The 21552-nt window shown below is 66.5% G+C and carries 8 protein-coding genes; all 8 read right to left on the bottom strand.

Going from position 1 to position 21552, the window contains the following annotated elements; genetic code table 11:
- Window positions 1-11 precede the first annotated feature (11 nt).
- Window positions 12-1250 carry an efflux RND transporter periplasmic adaptor subunit gene (locus HY049_11980; protein MBI3449619.1) on the bottom strand — a complete coding sequence of 413 codons (1239 nt, stop codon included), beginning with the start codon at window positions 1248-1250 and terminating at the stop codon, window positions 12-14.
- Between the two features lie 200 nt (window positions 1251-1450).
- Entirely contained in the window at window positions 1451-2305 is an 855-nt protein-coding gene (locus HY049_11975) for an outer membrane lipoprotein-sorting protein (protein MBI3449618.1), read from the bottom strand.
- Window positions 2306-2337: 32 nt separating this feature from the next.
- Window positions 2338-2856 carry a hypothetical protein gene (locus HY049_11970; protein ID MBI3449617.1) on the bottom strand — a complete coding sequence of 173 codons (519 nt, stop codon included), beginning with the start codon at window positions 2854-2856 and terminating at the stop codon, window positions 2338-2340.
- Between the two features lie 81 nt (window positions 2857-2937).
- Window positions 2938-14655 (bottom strand): hypothetical protein, encoded by an 11718-nt coding sequence (locus HY049_11965; GenBank protein ID MBI3449616.1) that lies wholly within the window; start codon window positions 14653-14655, stop codon window positions 2938-2940.
- A 19-nt stretch (window positions 14656-14674) separates the two neighbouring features.
- Window positions 14675-16267, bottom strand: coding sequence for a multicopper oxidase family protein (locus HY049_11960; GenBank protein ID MBI3449615.1), 1593 nt, complete (start codon window positions 16265-16267; stop codon window positions 14675-14677).
- A gap of 69 nt (window positions 16268-16336) precedes the next feature.
- Window positions 16337-17854: a multicopper oxidase family protein gene (locus HY049_11955; GenBank protein MBI3449614.1), complete on the bottom strand. Its 1518-nt coding sequence runs from the start codon at window positions 17852-17854 to the stop codon at window positions 16337-16339.
- Window positions 17855-18746: 892 nt separating this feature from the next.
- On the bottom strand, window positions 18747-19442 hold the full coding sequence (locus HY049_11950) for a response regulator transcription factor (protein MBI3449613.1): 696 nt from the start codon (window positions 19440-19442) through the stop codon (window positions 18747-18749).
- A gap of 21 nt (window positions 19443-19463) precedes the next feature.
- A complete protein-coding gene (locus tag HY049_11945; protein ID MBI3449612.1) occupies window positions 19464-21548 on the bottom strand; it encodes a PAS domain S-box protein in 2085 nt (694 codons plus the stop codon).
- Between the last annotated feature and the right edge of the window lie 4 nt (window positions 21549-21552).

Raw genomic sequence — 21552 nt, 5'->3', positions numbered from 1 at the left:
CGGGCCCGCGCTCATCGGGCGCTGGTCCTCAGCCGGCTCTCCGAGTCCACGAGAAACGTTCCCGACGCGACGACGCGATCCCCTTCCTCGAGACCCTTGAGAATCTCGACGCGGTCCCCGAGGCGCCGGCCGATCTCGACCGGCCGGGGCTCGAACGCACCCGGGGCGCGCTCGACGAAGACCCGCTGGCTCAGCCCCGAGTCGAGCAGCGCCTCGACCGGAACCGTGATGACCGGCTCCGCCCGGACCGGCAGCTCGAGATCCACGAACATGTCGGGGCGCAGCACGAATCCTGGATTGTCCGCCTCCAGGCGCAACCGGAGAGTTCGTGAGACGGGATCGAAAAAGGGGGGCGCCTTGCCCACCGTCGCGTACACGGTCGCGTCTCTCTCCTGGACCACGACCCGCACCCGGGCGCCCGGACGAAACATCGGCGCGTCCTCGCCGCCGATGTCGGCCGTAATCCACGCCTTGCTCAAGTCGGCGATCCGGTAGAACTGGGTGCCGGCCTCGAATCTCTGCCCGGGGGAGATGTCGCGACTGAGGACGACGCCATCGGCGGGAGCGGTGACCGAGATCTCGCTCGTGATCTGCCGTGTCCTGCGCAGCTCCTGAATCTGGGCATCCCCCATCCCGAGAGCGCGCAATTGCTCTTCATTATTACGAAGGTTGGTGTTGCTCCCCCGGTTCGGGTCGTCCTCGGTATGGCCGGTTCTCAATCGGTCGAGGCTCACCAGGGAGCCGAGGTACGCCTGCTGGGCATTGCGAAACTCCCGGCTGTACAGCGTCGCCAGGAGCTCGTCCTTCTTCACGAACGTGCCGACGGGATTGTTCCTGACGGACTCGACCCACCCCTCGGCCCCCGCCATCAATCGATAGAGCCGGTCTCCGTCGACCTCGACGCGGCCGGTCGTTCGGACCAGCCGCGGCCCGGAGTCCTTCCGGACGGCCTCCACGCGAACGCCGATCAGCCCCTGCTTTTCCGAGCTGATGAAGACCGTGCCGGGCTCCGTCGCGCGTCCCTTGCCCGGCTCCGCCTCCGCGTAGACGGGTTCCAATCTCATGCCGCAATCAGGGGCCACACCGGGCCTGTCGGAGCGGTAGGCGGGATGCATGGGATCGACGTAATAGAGAACGGGCCTTGCGGGCTGTTCTCCCGTCGGGTCGGGTCCGCCGCTGTACCTCCCGGCCACGAAGGCGAGCACGGCCAGCGCAAGCGTCAAGCCGGCCGCCGCCGACCTCTTCAGCATTTTCTTTCCCGCCATGCCGCTGGACGGAACGGGACCCATCTGCCGATGTTGCCGGAGCGGCGGATGAGCGGCGTTGCGCTCGAGCGAGTCGTCGGACCGGGTGGATTGCCGGGGATCGACGGAGAATCGAGGGCCCCCGTGCAGGCTAGCACAAGCTCACGCGGGCGATTGCGGGGGGACGCGACCGGAACCGGCCCTGTTCAAGACCCTGAGTTCGGTCTGTCGCTGCCATCGCCGGATCCGGCCTTCGCGCCGGCCGCCGAGTGATCCTCAGCACCGGGAGAGGCGTCCGGGCGGGGTCGGGCGAAGCGGGAATCCGCGAGGACGGGGTTCACCACGATCTTCTCGATCGTCGTCTTGTGCGTCTGCTTGGTGCCCGCCACCGCCGTCTCCAGGACGTGCGGGATCATCAGGCCGTCGACGGCCCTGTAATCGCGGTAGAAGATCTCCACGCGATGCGGCTTGCCGTCCATGAGCCGCGGGGTCCCTTCGATCTTCACCTCGAGGAACGTCCTGGCGTCGACCCAGAGGTGCCGGACCTGGCCGCCCTTCAGTGTCAGCTTCAGCTTGTAGGCGTCGCTCCCCTCCACCTTCTCGACGCCGTCGAGCTGCACGGTCGTGCCCTTTTGCGCGTGATCGACCAGCGGGCCGTCCAGGTCCGCCTGAGTGGAGGCCGCCTCCAGTTCCGCCGCGGTGAACGGTTCGACGTCCTTGCGCCCCAGGAACGGCCGCACCTTCCACCCCCTGGCGCCATCGTAGACCTGCACGGCCGTGTCGCGCGCGAACTCGATCTCGGTGCGGCTCTTGCGCGGGCGCTTCAACTCCATCGAGAAGGGAAGCTGCGCGTTCTGCTTGCCCCCGGCGTCCATCTTGCCGGAGAACGACATGGTCCGCACTGCGCGCCACGCCTCGAACCCGCCTCGCGCCGCGATGTTCTTCTCGACGATCTGCTCGACTGCGAGCGCGGTGGAGGGCGCGGGAGCGACGGCCGCAAGGGCGGGGGGCAACGCCAGTGCGGAGACGACAAGCCCTGACAGAAGCGCCGTTTTCCACATCGAGAGTGACTCCTGCAGGCCCCGGGGGCCGCCTAGAGCGGCTCCACGATCAGTCCGTTGGCCCGGAAGCTGCCGATCACCACGTCGACGCGGCTCCCCGCCTTCACGAAGTTTCCCTTGTTCGAAAACAGGATCCAGTACTCGCGGCCGTTCTCGGGCGTGGAGGTCTGGCGCAGTTGACCGACCTTCTCCATCACGGGAACCACCAGCGCGGCGTTGGTTTTCTGATCGACGAGCAGCGGGGAGAGGCTCTTGTCGTTGAGCGTCTTCGCCTTGGTCGCGTCCACGACCCGGTAGCTGAACCGGATCATCGTGCCGGATGAGACGGGCTTGACCCCGAGGATGTCGACACCCCAGACGTTCTGGTAGTACGTCCTCGCGCTGGGGGGCAACGCCGCTCGTCTGGCCGGGCGCACGTGGGTCGCGGCGATACCCGGCTGACTGCTCCCGGCGGCGGCTCCGGGGAGGAGGAGAATGCCGCCTGCGAGAAGCCCGGCGGAGATGAGAGAACCGATGGGGCGAGCCGGCATGTTGAACATCTTCGCGTCCATGATATCAGACCCTTCGAGCGATCACCCTGATGCTCGCGGCCGAGGGGGCGACCGTGCGGGGCCGCCCCCTCCGGAAACTCACTAGTCCGCGTTGAACGTGTCGCTGGTCAGAGTCGTCGCGACACCTCCGGATATCGTTCCTTGAATCGTTATCGAGGCGCTCGACGGGTTGATATTGCCCGCCGGCGTGTACTCAATCTCGACGGTGCACGTCGACCCGAAGCCAAGCGTCAGGCCGGATGCGCACGTCCCGCCGACGACCGCGAAGTCGCCGTCGCCGAACTCCCTGGAAACCTGCGTCGCGCCGGAGAGCGTCAGCGGCGTGAAGCCGGTGTAGGTCAAAGTAATCACGCCGCGATGCACCGTCGTCGTCCCCGTCTCGAGCGGCGGTTCCGGCGTGGCGATGCTCATCGAGCCTCCCTGGTACGGGCAGAGGTATGCGCTGGGGATCGAAACGCCCGTGGAGTCCTTCCCGGGTATCGATTCCAGCCCCCTGTCGAAGCGAGTCACGAGATAGTAGAAGGCCGTCCCCAGCGGAGGCGTGGCCGTGTCGTGAACGTTCTGAGTGGACGTCGGCCCGACCGGGTTGAGGCAGGCGTGGTTGTAGGAGAACGGCTGACCGTCGACGATCCAGCCGCGGTAGACGTTGAACTGGCCGGGCGCGTCGCTCCACGCGATCCGCGTGCCGGCGCCATTGTGCGTCAGCGTCAGGCTGCTTCGCATCTCCGCGGGTGTCGAGACGGAGGCGTCGAGGCAGAAACCACTGCTGCAGACGCCCCACGTGCTCGGGTCGCCCGTATCGCAGGAGCTTCCGACGGTCTTGGCCGGGTTGGAGCACTGGCCCGTGCCGGTGTCGCAGACTCCCAGCTCGTGGCACTGGTCGGCAGCCGCGCAGACGACCGGGTCGCCGCCCACGCAGACGCCCGCCTGGCAGCTATCGGACTGGGTGCAGGCGTCCCCGTCGTTGCAGGGGGTGCCGTCGAGGGCGCCCGGACGGGCGCAGACCCTGGAGACCGCGCTGGTGCGGCCGGTCAGACTCACGGTCTGGGGAACGTCGTCGGCCGAGTCGGTGACGACGGTCACCTCGGACTCGAAGGGGATCTCCTCGCCGTCGGACGGCGTGGAACCGGCGGCCGTCATGAGACCCTGCGCCGCGGTGGCCGCGGCCTGCGTCGGCGCGAACCGGATGCCGAGAGTGCAGCTCGTGCCGGCGGGGAGAGCGAAGACCGGGCTCGATCCGCAGTCGTTACCGCTGGTCGGTGGAACCTGGACGAATCCCACTGCGGTGGCGATGCCGGGGATGCTGACGGCAAGGTCGGTGGAGCCGGCGTTGGTCAGCGTCAGGTCTTGAACAGGGCTGACGGTGTCGACGGGCACGTGGCCGAAATTGAGGGAGTTCGCCGAAATGGCGGTCGGCCCCGAGGAGGGAACGGGGGCCTCGACGGCTCCGAGATCGACCCGGCTGTTGCTCTTCCTGTTCGTTCCGAAGAAGTCGAGCGTCGGCGCCACGGTGTAGGTGTTGTTGATGGTCGCGCTCGACTCGACGACACCAATCGTCGGGGTCGTGTTCGGGTCCGTGGTGGCCGGAACATACCTGCCCAGCAGCGAGCCGCTCGGGCCCAGGAGGGTCAGCGGACCGTAGGCCATGTTGATCCAGTTGTTGGCCTCGTCCACGGTCGCCGCCGGGGTCAGCGAGAACACCGGGTTCGGGATGTTCTCCTGAGCGACACCCGGGGGCACGATGTAGCCCGTCGTCCCGTAACAGCCGTTTCCGGCACCGCACTCGGGGGGCACGCGGGAGCCGTTGCAGTACTCCCTCGCCACGTTCGGATCCGCCGCCAGATCGCTCCCGGTGGAGTATCCGGTGAGGTCGGTCAAGATCGTTCGGACGGGGGCGAGCGTGAACCCCGACTCATGCGTGGTCGGCGTGTCGTCTCCTCGGACGCCGATGTCCCAGTATCGAGGCGTCCCCGGAGCTGTCGCGCACTGGCCCGTCGACGCCTGGCTCAACGCGGGATCCAGCGCCACGCTGCTCTGCTGGCCGAGGACGCCGTTGTTCGGGTCGGGGTCGGTCACCTTGATGTGGAACGCCCGATTGTGCCAGAAGACGTTGTTCGCCAGCACCGGCAGGGAGACCTCGGCGCACAATGTGTTGAGCACGCAGGTTCCACCCGATCCGGAGCACTGGGCGTTGGTCGCGCAGTGGCCACCGGGGTTGCTTCCGCCCGAACAGACGCCGTAGGGGTTCGCCGCCAGGCCGTCGTTCGGGCAGATGAGCGAGCCCGACGCCGTCGGCAGCGAGCCCGAGAGATTGGGCGTGTTGGTCATCGTCACCAGCCCGGCGGGCTGGTCGTGCTCCTCCGTGCACCCGGGGCACGTCGGGGGCACGCTCGACGTCGGGGCTCCGAACGAGTTGAAGAGAACCCCCGCCGAAGCCGTCGTGTCGTTGTTCACGACCGAGTTGTTGATGAAGCTCACTCTCACTGCGTCTTGCAGCGAGACACCGCCGCCGTCCCATCCGGCGACGTTGTCGACGATGATGTTGTTCTGGAGCTTGACCTGGTACCAGTTGGCGGGCGTCGTCGGGAAAGCCCCGACCTCGGTCCCGTTGACGAGCTGCAGCCGGATGCCGCCGCCGCTTCCGCTCTCGGCGGTGTTTCCCTGGATCAGGTTGCCGTCCACCAGGAGGTTGGGCCCGGCGCCCTCGGTGAGGCCGGGGGGGCAGTCCACGTCCGTGTTGGTCCCGCACTCGAGGCGCTGGCAGGTCTCCTGATCGCACGTGCCACCAGGGCACTGGCTGGCGGGGCCGGTCGGGCTGCACGCGGCGCCGTCGTTCGTGCTGCCGTTGCACGAATAGGTCGGGCACAGGTCGCCGGCCGCCGCACACACCTCACCGGATCCCACGCCGAGGGCGTTGGCGCACTGGAGGGCCTGACCGTCCGGGCCTGCGCCCGCGATCAGCAGGCCACCGCCGTGGGTCGCGATGGTCGGGTTGTTGCTCTGGTTGAACAGGATGACGTTGTGGGTGATGCCGCCGCTCCCATTCGGGTCGCTGTAGATGAACCCGAGGTGGGCCACGCCGCCGCCGTCACCCGCGCTCAGGTTGCCGCAGACGAAGTTGTTGTCGAACCTGTAGTAGTCGGAGCCCGTGGTGAAGGTCACGCCGCCGGCGGCCGCAGGAGTTGTCGAGTAGAGCGAATCGCCGTAGGAGGCGTTCCGCGTGATCGCATTGTGATGAACGTCGACGTTCGCCTGCAGCCAGTACGGAAGCTGCGTCCCGGCCGGACACCTGGGCCCGTCGCCTCCGTTATTGCCACCACCGGTGCCGCAGGCGGTCGCGAGGATTGTGGCGTCGAGCGGTGGGACCGAGACCGCCGGGTCCTGGGGAGAGATGCTCGGATCGCCGAACTCCCCCTGACCGATGCTGACGCCGCCGGAACTGGTCCCCGCGTTCCCGAAGACCCTGTTGTTGGAGACCTCGAGGTTGTGGGTCCAGCCGTGGGCGAAGATGCCGCCACCCCCCTGCGAGCTGTTGGTCAAGGTCAGGCCGTCGATCCTCGAGGGATTGCAGAGGAAATTGGCCGGGTAGTTGTTGCAATCCTGGGTGCTGTCGGTCAGCCGCGTCGTGCCCAGCGGGAAGACCGCCTCGGTGCCGGGCTCGAATGCGTCGGCGCCGTGATAGTCCACTCCCTTCGCGAGGACCGTGATGCCGGCCCCCTCGTACGCTCCCATGATCGTCGGCTCCTGGAGGAGCTCCGCCAGGTTGCCGTTGACGGTGGTGTCCCAGTTGACGATCCCCTCGAGCGGCACGCGATCCACCATGATGGGCCTGCCGTCCGGTCGTCCGTCCGGTCCCAATCCAAACAGGCTCAGAACCTTTTCGCGCCAGGGATCGATCTTCCCGGCGGGGATGGGCCTCGCGTTGATCATCACGGAGGCTGCCCCGACGCCCTGCAGGCGGACGGGCTTCCACATGATGACCATCTCGTCGTACGTCCCGGGCTTGACGATGATCAGATCGCCGGGGACCGCGGCGTCGATCGCGGACTGGATGGCGCTGTCGTCCGCGTTCTCGCCGTTGACGTACGTCGGGGGCTTGCCGCCGATGGTCACAGTGACCGCGTCGACGGTCTGCTTCCCGTTGCCGGCGGTGATGACGAGCTCTCCGCACCTTTCAGGGGCGCCCGTGACGCCGCGCTGGCGGATGGGGCACTGCGGCACCGAGCCGGGAACGCCGACGGTGATCGTCGTGTCGCTCCATGTCTGGATGCTCGCGGCCACGCCGCCGATCGTCACTCTCGAGACCGTGGTGCAATTCGGATCGCCCGCGATCGGCGCGACGCATTGACTTCCGAAGCCGTAGTGACGCGTGATGAACTTCTGGTTGTACGGAGCCGCGGTGGCCGACGGCCCGGAGTATGCGGGATTGGGAACGAGCTGGTCGCCCAGCGCCGTGATGGTGAGCGTGTTCCCCACGGTGATCGAGGCGGTCGCCGTCGCCCGGACGCACGTGGTGCCGTTGATCGTGCACCCCGGGGAGCCGATGGTGACGTTCGGATCCGACGAGTAGCCCGATCCGCCGTTCGTGAGGCTGAGCGAATCGACGCTCATGAACGTATTGGCCGTCGCCGTGGTGCCATTGAGGCAGAGCCCGCCGCCGCAGGTCGCGCTCGTGACGCAGACGGCTCCCGGGGTCGCCCCCAGCACACAACGCGTGCCCGGCGGAGTGATGACGACCGAAGGACGGGAGGTGTACCCCGAACCGTTCGAGGTCAGAGCCAGGCTGGCGAGGTTGAGCGTCGCCACGGCCTGCGCGCCGCTGCCGTTGCCGCCCGCGAAGGTCCCGCTCGTGCCGGTATACCCCGAGCCGCCGTTGGAGACGGTGATCAGATTCACGCTCAGGAAGACGCCCGACGTGGTGCCCACGTTGGTCGCCGTCGCCGTCGTGCCTCCCACCGGGGCGGCCGTGAACGCCACCGTGGGGCGAGAGGTGTAGAGAAGTCCGCCAGAAGTCACGTCCGCGCGACTCACCTTCCAGAAGGAGCCGAACGAAGTGCCCGTGTTGGTCGCGACGGCATTCGCGTTGGCGATGCAGGTGCCGCCGGCGCCGCAGGTGCTCTGCCCCGTCCCGACGCACACCGCGTTCGGGGTCGGGCCGTTCGAGCAGTGGTTGCCCGCGGGCGCGGGCGCAAAGGTGACCGTGACACGCGAGGTGTAGCCGTTGCCGGGGTTGGTCACGGTGACGCTGCTGACGTTACCGCCCGTGAGGCTGCACGTTCCGCCGACTCCGCAGGTCGCGCTGGTATTGCATCCAGCTCCCGGAGTCGGTCCGAGGAGGCACGATCCCAAATTGAAGACAGCCGAGGCCGTCGCCTGGACGCAGGTGGTCCCGTTGATGGTGCACGGGGGCGCCGGAACGGTGACAGCGGGCGCCGAGGTATAACCGGATCCCTTGTTACTGGGCGTGACCTTGTCGAGGCTCAGGAAAGTGCTGGCCGCCGCGCCAGTCCCGCCGGTGCCGGTGTTGGTGAAGGTCGCGGTGGGTCGCGCGATGTAACCGGACCCCGAGTTGCTCAGGATGATCGAGCTCACCCGCATCGTCACCGGGAAGATGCCGCCGGTGCCGTCGGGGAAGGTGACGGTCGGGCTGGAGGTGTATCCGCCCCCGCCGCCGCCCGTCGGGACACTGACCGTGTTCACTCTCATCGTGGCCGCGGCTGCGGCGCCGGAGCCGCCGGCGATGCCGTTGGGGTCAATCGTGACGGTGGGGACGCTCTGGTATCCGGATCCGTTCGAGTTCGGTGTGACGGCGGTGACCTTCATGAACGTGACGGCCGCTGCGCCGCTTCCACCGCTCGTGAGATCGAAGCTCACCGTGGGCCGCGCGGTGTAGCCGGCACCTTGATTGGTGAGCGTCAGGCCCGTCACAGGACCTCCCGGCCCCGCGAGAACCCAGGGTCCGGCCCCGAACCCGTTCACTTCCTTTACCGCGGGTGTGGCGCTTGGATAGTCGCAATCGGGGGGGTTGTATCCCTCGGCGAACGCCATGACGGGGACGACCGGGGTGTCAAGGTAGGCGGTCTGCCCCGGCATGAGCGACCATTCGTAGCAGAACTGGCTGTATCCCGGGTTGTAGAGGGGATCGACGCTGCCGTTCGCCAGCGTCGAGTCGTTCATGCACGCGACGACCATCTGCGGCCCGTATCCGGTCGGGTTGGGCGGATTGACCTCCCACGTCGAGTAGTGCAGTCCGTCGAAATCGCCCCACTGGTCGGTGTACGCGCGTGAGACCTCGTTCCCGGTCCAATCCTTGAACGAAACAGGCAGGTTGGGGACGGCGAATTTCTCGCCGTAGTTCGGAGAGAAGGGGTCGAACTCCGAGGCGAAGTCGTCGGTGACGATTCCCGTGATGTGCGCGGCGACGTGCGTCGAGGTGAAGACGTAGAACTTCGCCAGCGCCGTCGACTGGTCCTCGAGCGTGACCTCCTTGCGATCGCAGAGATGCCGCGAGGCTCCGGCGAAAGGCGCGGCCTGCGCGGCCTGCGGGAAGAGGCTCATGTAATCAGGGACGACGCGGAGCTGGCCGATGCAGGGCCAGAACTTCTCGATGCTCCCCGTGTCCCCCTCGGTCCTCGGGGTGATCCCCTCGTTGACGGTGTGGTTCAGCGGGTTGTCCGCGTTGAACTCGCTGTCCACCTCCGCCTGGTCCGGCATGATGAAGATGCTGCCGAGGCCGCCGAACTGCTGCGTGACCGGCGCGATGTAGACGTCGCCCAGGAGGATGTTCTTGTCCTCTTCCTTCACCAGCTCGTAGCCGGGGGGGGTGATCATCTCCACGACGTACTTGCCGGCGGGAAGCATGGGGGTGCCGTCGACCGGGTTGGTCGTGCACCCGGTGCAGTTGGTCTTGTTCGGCAGGCCCGTCGTGCCGTTTCGGGTCACGACGCTCGGGAACAGGTACATGCCGTCGTACGGCGCCGGTTGGACCTGGTTGAGCATGGCCATGCCGTCGTAGCACTTGAACTGGGAGTTCTTCGGCAGGAACATCCCCGGATTGAGCCACTGCGTGCTGTCCTTGAGCGTGAAGAAGAACGAGCTGTTCGGATCCTGCCCCGGGCAGTTCATGTTGGGGATTGGCTTCCCATCGGACGAGAGCAACGGCATCCCATTGGGATCCATCCGGAACCCCTGAGCCCAATCGTCCCAGCTCGTGGTGCTGGTGGTGTCGATCAGCGTGAGGGTCTCGGTCCCGTCCTTCGCCATCCCCCTCTTGTACAGGTTGATGGTGACGTGCGGAACGAGCGGTTCCCACGAGAGCTGGAGGAGCAGCTGCGGGTCGTCGAACGGCCGCGTCGAGGCGTAGACCACGTGGCCCTTGATGCCGCCGTTCTCACCGTCCGCGAAGGGCGCCTTGCCGAACTCGATGAACTGCGTCTCGCCCGCGAATCCCTGCCAGGCCTCGGTGCTCACCCAGGGGGGATCGATGCGGCCGGTCGACGAGTTGGCCGGCAGCGCGGTGGTGTTCGGATCGCTGATCGTCTCGCCGGCGCAGTCGCCGTCGTTGCAATAGACGGCGCCCGGGACGCGCAGGTCCGCCGGCAGATGGAACTCCTCCGTCGTGTTCGCGACGTTGGCCGCGAGCACCGAGCCGCCGCCGCCGGGTGTCCCGTCCGCGGGGCCGCCGGCGTCGTAGATCACGTGCACGCCCGTCTGCTTGTAGCGCGCCGTGTCGGCCTCGAGGATCATCCAGTTGAAGAAGGGGAAGATCTCGTTGAATCCCGCGTAGCCGTCGAGATCGGTGTTGTTGAAGCCCATGAAGCTTCCGTCCCGGTACCGGAGGTTCGTCGAGACGAGGGGAAGGCCGGGCTCTTCCGTCTGGGAGACGCCGTCACCGTTCGTGTCGAAGTAGGTGCGGGTGGCCAGGTTCGTGCGCCACTGCATGATGGGGATCTCGCCGAGATCCTTCGACGGCGTGTTCTGGTCCAGCACGACCCCCGTCGAAAGGCCATCGACGATGATGTCGTTCCACTGGTCGAAGACGGTGATCTTGTGCTTTCCGGGCGGCAGGCCCGTGAACGTGAAGGAGCCGTCGGCGGCGCACTTGACGAATGCGAAGTCGGACCCGCCCGGATCCCCGAGGCTGACGTAGCACTGCGTGAAGCCGAGGGAGTCGAACGTGCCGCTGCCGTAGATCCTCTGGTCGGGTGTACGGCTGATGCGGGCCGACGAAATCTGTCCCGTCAGGGTGTGGCTGCACGTCTCGCCGGTCGCCAGGTGCTGGCAGACGCGCTCCTTGCGGTTGTTGATGATCTTCGGGTTCGCGAACCCGATGGAAACGTGGAACCCCGCCGGCCCGAACTCCTGGAAGTAGGCCGGCTCCTGGGGCCGGATGAAGGCCTCGTGAGGCTTCGTCCCGTCCAGCGTGTTCGTCTGGAGCCACTCCTCCCCGCGAGCCAGCCGGTCGGCGGCCGGCGACGCCACCACCTCGTACAGTCCCGGATAGAGGTTCTCGACGATGACCTGCCCGGCAAGAGGCGACAGGGTCTGGCCGTCCGACTCGAACTTGGGGCACGTCACGATCATGCCCACCAGCCCGTCCGCGAGGCAGACTCCTCCCCCCGTGCAATCGGTATCGGCGGTGCACGTCGCGCCTGCGTTCGTTCCGCGCTTGCAGAGCTTCGGAGACGTGGAGGATATCGGGCACGCGTCGAGACCTGTCGCCGGATCCCTCGTCCCCGCGAGCGCGTTGCTCAGCGGCATGTTGAACATGTCGTAGGTGGGCTGGCCCGTCGAATCACCGAGGCCGCCGGCCTGGTCGAGGAGGACGATGTTGAATCCCCCCAGCCCCGGCTCGTTGGGGGCCAGGATGTCCACACCGCCGCCCGCGTCCACCTCACCGTTGAGCGGGTTGTCGTCCTCGAAGACGAACGCCGTGAGCTTCGCCGCTGGGAACGGGGTCTGCTGGACCTTCACGTCGACGGCGGTCTGCCCGGCGCTGATCGGCGCGCCGCCCATGCCGTGGCCGCAGGCGCCTGTCCCGGGGGCGAAGTCCGAGAAGATGGACGGGCAGTCCTTCGCGATGCTGAACGGTCTTTGCGGACCATTTGGATCGTTGGGATCCACCGGGACCGGGCCGCCGGCGCCGTTGACCGTGGCGTTCGCTCCATCTCCCGGGAGGATTGAAATGTAGTAGCGCTTGTTCGAGTCGAGATGAACCTGGTTGGGATCGACGGCCGCCATCTGCGGGGCATTGGGATCACCCGGACGGCAGCCTCCGTTGCCGATGTCGCACACCGCCGGGACGTGGTCGCCGGAGTTGGGATCGAGGATCGTCTGGTTCACCTCGCACGAGACGGCGCCCACGCAGCCTTGCGCGACGAGAGGCATGTAGCTCGAATGGAAGCTGGTTCCCAGATTCGGAACGTACCCTCCGCTGCTGACCTGATTGTTGGCGTCGACGTGGAACGTGCGGTCTTCCTCGATGATCCAGCGGTAGTCCGTGACCGGCACCGGGGCCACGACACACGCATTCAGCGCGGGACAATCCGAGATCAATTTGCACGCCGTTCCCGAAACGCTGCAATGACCTCTGCCGGAGAGGGTGCTCGGCCCATCCAGCACTTGAACCGCGAGCAGGCTCGCGCCGTTGAACGTCACGGTGACCGTCGCCGCCGCGCTCGAGGTGTTCTGGGAGTTCCTCGCCTTGTACTGAAACGTGACCGAGCTCGTGGCCGGGTCGACGGGAATCGTGTTGGGGACAGCGACGAACGATCCGTCGGCGTTCAGCGTGATGCTGCCGCCCAGAACCACGAAGTTCGGGTCCATTTCGGCGGTCAGCGGGTGCCCCTGGGGATCGGTGTCGTTCGCGAGCACCCCGGGCGGAGCGATCGCCAGACGCGACGCGATGTCGCTGGTGTACGCGTCGCCAGCAGCGCTCGGGGCTCCGCCCATGCATCCGGAGACGGACGCGCAGTTGTCCAGCGAGACCTTCGCGACGGGGCCCGATCCATTGGCTTGATAATAGAAATGGTCGCTGAGCGTGCTCGGGCTGCTGGGCACGTACGTGAACGTGCCGTCGGGGCGCAGCGTGAGTGTCCCGCCGGTCACCGCACACGGCTCCGCCGAGATTCCGCACGTTCCAGTCATCGTGTGGACGCCATAAACGTTCGAATCGTTGGCGATCACGCCCTTGGCCGGATCCGTGATCTTGATCGTCTTCCCAGGGATGAGGAAGTACTGGTCGTCCGTCGCGGACGCGATCACCGGCACGATGGTCCCCGGCGCCGTGCCGCCATCCACGCTGATGTACCCCTGCATCCCGCCGTCGCGCTGATTGTTGGTGGAGAGGCTCAGCTGGCGATCGAACACCGGAATGGCCGCCGCGGAGTACAAGTAGCTCGGGTCGGTCGGGCTCAACACGACGTCGTACGTCTTGCCCGCGGCGAGGAAGACCTCGCTCTGGATCCTGGGCTTCCCGGGGAGGCGATTGCCGTCCTCCGCGACGAGGGCCATGTTCATGCCCACCACGGACGGGACATGCATGCGGAGGCCCGCGTTCACGAAGCGCAAGAGGACGGTTCCCGCCGGGGGAACGGCTCCCGCTGAGAACGTCGAGGCCGCCGGGTTCGTCTTGTCGAAGGCGACCCCGTTGATCATGTAGTAGCGCGGGTCGTAGTTCACCGCCGGCGGGTAGCATGCCGCGGCGCCGCCGCTGCAGAGGATTCCGGAGAGGGTCAGCTCGGCGTCGATGACCGCCCCCAGCGGGGATCCGACGCGCGTCAAGCAGGGGTTGTTGGGATCGGGCGTGACGGTCACGCCAGGAGCGGCGGAGTAACCTCTTCCCGCGAAGTCGAGCGCGAGATCGGTAATGGCGCCGTTCGCGTCGACCGCGGCAACGTGGCCCATGGCGTTCGCGTCGGCTCCCCCTCCCGAAAAGACGAGGAGGTCGCCCGCGCAATAGCCGCTGCCGGAGATGGGGTTGCCGCTGTTCGGATCCAGCGCGACGGAAATGGCGCTGACGACGTCCCTCAGGACGCGCGACGACGTCTCGCTGAACCCCGTCAGGTGGACGACGCCGGTGACAGGATCCGCGATCTCGTCGTTCTGCGACGGATCGATCTCGCTCAGGAGAAGAGGAACGTCCGCGTCGTAGGAAACCGGGAAGCCCGCGTCGGAGACGATCAGAACGCCGTAAAGGCCCATCGGCCCCTGGATCGACGGGTGAGTCCCCGACTCGATCAGGTAGGTGCCGGCCCGGAGGGAGGGCCACGTCACCGCGTCGGTCGCCCCGCTGGCGATTTCCTTGCTCCCGAACGACTGGATCCTGTCGGGCTGCGACGGCGGCGTGAAGACGGGATCTGTCGCGGAACCCTGCACGGGCCAGGTCGGCCCCTGGATCGCATGCGAAGGGCTCGGGACCTTGATCGGGTGGCCGAGGTCGCTGCTCAGCTGGCCGACGATCACCAGCGACGTCGGGACGCCTCCCGGAAGACTGTTCGTGAGGTTGATCGTCAGCGCAGAGCCGGCCGCGGCCCGGATGAGCGGCGGCTGCCAGGTGTTGGGATCCTGAGCCGAGCCGGTCATCGCCGTGCAGGTGGGAAGCGTGTTCGGATCCGTGCTGCTGGTGTTCGGATCGCACGCCAGCCCCCACATCGGAACCGTTCGCCCGTCTGGCAGCGTCACTGACGTCTGCTTCGCGGTCAGATCGACTTGCGCGAACGAAGCACCCGCAGTGAGGAGGAGAACGGCGATCGCGCTGGCTGTCGCCCTGGAAATCGTCCTGAGTGTTGGGGAATGCATTAACGCTCCTCCTCGGCTCTCACTTTGACTCATCAATAGGGAACGCCTGCGGATCGACCAGCATCATCATCAACATCCCGCCCGGGAAGGCGTTGTTGGTGGTGATCTCACGCTCGTTGTGCGAGTGCCACATGAAAGCGAAACCTGCCTCGGAGCCCGGGTCATTCGCAACCGTGCCGGAGGGCGGAATCGGCGTGGGGCCGACGGCTCTCGCCGCGGCGTCCGGGCCCAGATAGGGACTGCCGCCATACCAGGGCCCGTTGGCGAGGATCCCTGCATCCGGGAGCGTGATGGGGCCGCCGCTCCCGACATCACCTGCCGGATGCGCCTCGAGCGCCCGGTTGTGGTCCCCGCACCACTCGTAGTAGTTCGGCTTGAGCGCGACAGTCGCGTGATCAATCGGATTCGGCTTCCCGGTGTAGTAGCCGTCGGCGTCGGGCGTGCAGGGGCTCGGATCGCACAACCCGGTCACGCACTTCTGGCCGGACGGGATCGCGGGGCAATTGGCGTCAGTGACGCACGGGACGCTGCTCAGCTTGTGGCCGTAGACGTCCCAGTTCAGCCCCTTGCCGGTCCAGTAGAAGATCCCGTCCATCGCCTGCCCGGGGGTGGTCGTGGTCGTGAACAGCAGCGGTCCGGCGAGCATGTTCGGATCCGCGATGCTCTCGAGGAGGTTCCCGTCGCGGGCGAGCACGCGCACGTGGTTGCCGTGCTCGTGGAACGGATGCTGCCAGCGCCCCTGCCCGATGATCCGCAGAAGGACCAGCTCCCCCGGGTGCATGTGCGGGTTGCCGTTGTAGGGCTGGTGCGCGTACTGGACGGCGTAGACCGGATCCATGTCGTCCGGCATGGAGCGGCCGTTGATCATGAAATAGGCAGGATGGTAGTTCTCCGTCCGGACGTTCATGCAGCCGGCGTGGCTCATGCAGGCCTGGTCCTTCTGATCCTCCGCCTGCCTGTGAATGGCCGGGTCGATCTCGGAGAACTGGAAGAGGTACTCGCGCTCGTAGCAGGTCATCGAATGGTCGTAGGCGGAGGCGGCGAGCCTGTAGTCCGTCTGGCCATCGGGCAATGTCGGGCTCACGGGGATGCACCCCGTCGAGGTGGCGGGAAGAACGACGATGGCCCCGTAGAGCCCCATCTCGATCTGCAGGTCACCCTGCGTCCCGCTGTAATAAGAGTGCGTTCCGGCCTTGCCGGTCGTGTCGAACGTGTAGGTCACGCTGCCGCCGGGAGCCGCTTCCTGCGTCAGGAGGCCCGTCTCGCCGCCCGTCGCGGTCACGGAGAAACCGGGGAAGAGGATCGACGTGTTCCCCGCCGCGGCCGGCAGGTTGTTGGTGAGCGTCACCTTGACGAGGTCGCCTTCCTTGACGATCAGCGTCGGCCCCGGGATCTGCATCGATGGGCAACCGCCGGTCGGAGCCGCGATCGCCGCCGGCGCGAACCCGTCCGGCTGCGCCTGGCATCCGTACCCCCAGGAGTACACCATCAAGCCGTCGGGCTGGCTGATGAACGCCGCCTCGGCGCTCAGGCTGAACTGCGGCGTCCCGGCGCCGCCCGTGATCCCCGGAGTTGCGGCCCCCGCCGGCGCGGCGAGCATCGCCGCCGCCATGAGGACGACCAGGGGCAGCCCGGCATTCGCGATCAGCTTCCTGTTATTCACCTGGCTCATGGCTGCTCCTCAGTTGCACTTCTTGGTGTCTGGATTGAATCCCGAAAGGCAATTGACGATGTGCACCTCGGTCATCAGCCCGCCGAAGTTCTCGGCGTCGTTCGAGAGGTGGTCGAGGTTCGGCGTGTAAAGCGCGTACGTGCTGCCGGCGGGGTACTTGACGCTGTCGCTGGCGTCGAGGATGACGTCGATCGACTCGCCGCCGGCCAGAGTGATCGAGTTCGTGTAGTAGTCCATGTTGACCCCGGCCATGTCGCGCAGGAGCCGCGCGTTCAGGCCGACCACGTGCATCGGAACCCCGAGCGAGGCCAGCGTCTGGTACTCGGTGACGTCGAGGTCCGCGATGCGGAGAAGGGCCTTCCCCCCCTCCGGGATGTTGATGATGGTCGGGAGCGGCTGCGATGCGTGCGTCGCGCCGTCCACCGACTGCGTCTCCATGTGGCCCTCGGAGACGGTATCCGGATAGCTGCGCCCGTTCAGAAGGAAGTACTTGTCCTTCATGTCGGTGAACCCTTCCGGGTTGAAGGTCATGCCGACGAAGTGGAAGTTGGCGTCGAAGCCGTGGATCTGGATCGGGTACTCGACGTCGTAGGCGGTCGAGCCGTCGCCGTCGTTGTAGGCGTACAGGTAGGGCCGGCCCGTTCGGGGGCTCGCCGCCTGCGGGACGGAATTCGCCGGGGGGAGCGGCGTCGAACACAGGATGTCCGACGAGCAGTTGGAGGCCTTGCGCAGGTCAGCCTGATCGGCGACAAGCGACGCGCGAAGGGAATTTCCGGGGGGCACCTTGTTCTGCCGCGGCCTGACGTAGATCTGGCCGACCATCCCCATCTGGAGGTGTTCCGGGGGGGTGATGTGGCAGTGCCAGAAGTACGTCCCCGCGTCGGGCGCAAGATAGTAATAGGTGAAGCTGCCGCCGATGTTGATGGCCACGGAGGCGTCCGGGACGCCGTCAAAGTAGGCGGAAGCATTGGGGTAACCGTGGAAGTGGACGGTGTGCTGCTCGAAGAGATCCGGGCGCATGATCTGGCCGACGTTCGTGAGCGTCAGGAAGAACTCGTCGTCCTCGTCGATCGCCATGAGCGGCGCCGGCATGTTTCCGTTCATGACGCCGACGTCCATGATGGGGCGCGGGTCGACGTGTCCGGTCAGCGCTCCGTTGGCATCCACGTCCGGGACCAGGCCGACGGCGCCGTTGAACAGAGTCGTCAGCGGATCGTCCAGAGAGGGCGAATAGTTCGGCATGTTGAAGACCGAGGGGACCTGCGTGCCGGGCAGTCCGTCTCGGATGTCGGCGAGACCGGAGAGCGGCCCGAACGCGAACAGGTAGGTCTGCGTGCCGTCCGCCATGGTGGCGAACCCGTCGCCGCCGGAGATCTGCTGGCACTTGATGCCGCCCAGGTTTGGATCCGGGTGCAGGGGCGTGGCGGGCGGACACTGGACTCTGAACGACTGCGCGCTCGCGGTCGCCGTCACCAGGGCCAACACCAGCACCGACAACCCCAGGTGGTGAATCTTGCGATGAATCATCCTCGCGCCCTCCTGCGATGCCCCTTCGGCACACACCGCTCGTGGGACAGTGACGATGCTGAATCCCGCAACACCGCGTCTCCAACGCGCAGCCTGCCCGGCCCATCCGGTACCGAACAACCTGGCGAGCCCGCTTTCGCGGAGAAGAGATCGCGCGGAGGCCGCCGCCAGGACTCCAACAAGACGAATCAAATCCCGAGTGTGAAGCGCCACGTGGACCTCCTGCCGTTGCGTTGTCGATCGGACGTCACGCCTGACAGCCAGCCGCCGACGAGCGGGCGGAAGATCGGCTCGACGGGGGTTGGCCTTCGGCAGATGGACGAGGGGGGATGACGGCGCCCCATTGCGGACGGCCTCGACGTGATGCGGAGGCCGGATCACGCGCAGAAGCTGGGCGGCCGGAATGACGGTCCGGAGTGAAGAGACTTTCGGTGTCGACGGGTGCGGGGCATTCCTTCCCATCAACGGGCGGCTCCTTCGTCCGCCCGGCACGGCTGCTTCGTCAGCTCCTCGGGAGTTCCATCTCGAATGCTGGATCGGGGGGGCGGGAATCAATCAGCGCTGACAGAGGGGCGGTCTGGCACCCGATCGAATCGACGGCACGTGGCAGGCTCGTGCAGTCTCTGCTGAACAGCTCCTCGAGCGTGTTCGGCATCCCCACCCCCCCCGATGGTGGACACGGTCCACTGATGAAAATTTCCCCAGAGTCGCTATATTTATCCGGTGTATCTGGGTTTTCGTCAATGTCATGTCTTTTCGGAAAAGCGTGGAAGGATTTCACTTGGAATATCATACGTGAAAGCCCTGCGCCGTCTCTCAGGAAACCCAGTATTTGTTTCTAAGGAAAACCCTAGGACATGGGAGAGGCGGGGAGCCTCACGTCAGGGCGCGATCACTTTCCATGCTGACGATGAGTCCAGAGGATGGCGAACTGCACGAGCTTGCGCGTGCTCGGCAGCGCCAGCTTCTCCTTGATGTGGGTCTGGTAGGTCTCGACCGTCTTGACGCTCAAGTGCAGTTGTCCGGAGATCTCCTGGACCCCCATCCCCGTCCCGATCAGCTCGAACACCTGCAGCTCCCGATCGCTCAAGCCCGAGATCGGGGAGATATCCCCATCCCCTCCGCCGACCAGCAGCCTCTTGAGCAACGGCGGAGAGAGACCGTCGCTGAGGTACACCTCTCCTTCGAGGAGCTTGCGAATCGCGATCACGACCTTTTCGCTGGCCTCGTGCTTGGTGAGGTAACCCCACGCGCCCGCCCTGAGGGCCCGCTCGACATGGAACGATTCGTCGTGCATGGACAGCACGAGGATCGCCGTGTCGGGGAACTCTCTCTTGACCTGCTTGATGAGATCGATCCCGCTGCCTGACTTGAGGGACAGGTCGACGATGACGACCCTCGGCTTGAGGGTGGAGACCTGGAGCCATCCCGACGCCTCGTCGTCGGCCTCACCGCACACGATCATGTCCTGTTCCTGCGTGATCAGCATGGCCAGGCCCTGCCGGACGATCGGGTGATCGTCGATCAGCACGATGGTGGCCGGCTCCTTCTTCTTTCCCGGGTCCTGGGCGCTGGCGCGTCTTGTCATTGAGTGTGACTCCCCTCGTGTTTACGTGAAGCGACAGGTCACCAACGTGCCGCCTGCGGGATTCCCGCTGAACTCCAGGGTGGCGCCGATCACTCCCGCGCGATACCGCATGAATCTCAAGCCGATGCCTTCGTGCAGCGACGGCAGGCCGGGAAACCCGACTCCATCGTCCCGGATGCGCAGGAAGTTCGCGTCCGACGTGCTGTTCAACGAGATCAGGATCGAGATCGCTTTCCCATGACGCAGGGCGTTGCTCACCGCCTCCTGCGCGATCCTGAAGAGGTGGGTCGTCTTGGAGCGGCTCTGCACCGGGGACGCCAGCTCCCCCTCGACCCGGCAGGTGATCCCGGACATCTGCTCGACGCTGCCGGCCAGCTCCTCCAGCGAGCCCTTGAGCCCCTTGCTGTCCAGGTCGATCGGGAAGAGACCTCTGGCGAGCGAGCGCGTCTGCAGGATGGCGTCGCTGATCAGCTCGCCGATCCGGCCCGCCTCCCCCTGCCCGTCGCTTTGCGTCGCGAACAGCTTTCTCTGCAGTCCCTTGCTCAGCAGCGCGACCCCGGTCAGCACCTGGCCCAGCCCGTCGTGAAGATCGCGCCCGATCCGCTCTCTCTCGAGCTCGGAGATCTCGAGGATCTCCCTTTCCAGCAGCTTCCGCTTGGTGATGTCCGTCGTGATGATCGTGGCCGAGACCACCTGCCCGTCCTGGATGACCGGACCGATGCGGGTCGAGTACCACCCGAGGGCTCCATCCGTCCCCGGTCCCTCGAGATCGAGGCCGGTCGCCTCGCCGGTGCTGAAGACGCGCTCCACCGACTGCCGCAGCCTCTCATGGTGCGCCGCGGGAGTGTACTCGTAGATGCTCGACCCGATCACCTCGTTCACGGAGTACCCGGCGACGACACGATTGATGAAGAGGATCTTCCCATCGCGGCTCACGGTCATGATGATGTCGGGCGCGTAGGTCACGAGCGCCTTCCACCGGGCCACCGCGGCTTCCAGCCCCTGGCGCGCGCTCTCCAGCTCGAATCCCATCTTGTTGAAGGATCGGGCCACGAGGCCGAACTCGTCGCTCGGCCCCTCCTCCACGCGGTAGGTCAGATCTCCGCGGGCCAGACGCCCGGTCCCTTCGGTCAGCTTCTGGAGTCTCCGCGCGATGGCCTTCGCGCTGACGTACGAAGCCCCGGCGGCGAGCAGCACGCCGAGACAGGCGGAGCCGAGCACGACCCTCTCGAAGATCCTCACGACCGCGAAGGCGCGATCTCTGTGCCAGAGGGCGATGACGCGCAGACCCTGGCCGAGGGAGTCTCCGGACGGTGTGGCGGAGTAATCGGCGACGAGATAGTCATCGACGCTTCGAAGCGTCCGGCTCGGGGCGCTCTCCGCCACGGCGCGCCGCAGGAGATCGAGGCCCCCGGAGGTGCGCTCCATGAACGCCGCCCGGCCCGCGAGAAGGTTGCCGGCGGAGTCGACCAGAAGGAAAATCTTCCCGGCGTTCGACTTCGCTCCGATCAGCTCGGATCCGGCGACGATTTCCTCGACCGGATCCCATCGCACGTCGGCGAAGAGCCACCCCACGGGCGAGCCGGCCACCAGCGGCGACTTGATAGGGTGTCTCACCACGAAGTACGCGGGCGCGCCTTCCACGTCATGGGGCGGCTCGCTCGTCCAGAACTCCGTGCCGGGCACCTGGGCCAGCGCCTTCGCGCCGACGGGCAATGCCTGCCCGATCCTCTGCAGCGACGAGGACGCGATTACCCTGTTGGAGCTGCTGGTCACGGTCAGCGTGGCGTAGTGACGGGGTTCTTCGCGCTGAAGCTCGAGCAGGAGGTTCTCTATGGTCAGCGTCCTGTCGTCGACGAGGACGTCGTCCATGATGCTCAGGGTCGACCATGACTTGACCTCGCGGCCCCGGTCGGCGAGATACCGATTTACCTCCTCCAGGACGTCCTGGGCCTGCCCCGTCAGGTTCTCCTGGACCAGATTCTCGATGGCTCCCTCGCCGGCGAGGATCGCCAGGCCGGACTCGACGGCGAAGGCGATGACCATGACCAGGAGAAACGTCAGGAGCAGCTTGGTGAAGAGACTGCGCGAGAGGAAGCCGATCATGGAT

This window comes from Acidobacteriota bacterium (assembly GCA_016195325.1).
GTDB lineage: Bacteria > Acidobacteriota > Polarisedimenticolia > JACPZX01 > JACPZX01 > JACPZX01.
This window is presented reverse-complemented; position numbering and strand designations above follow the sequence as displayed.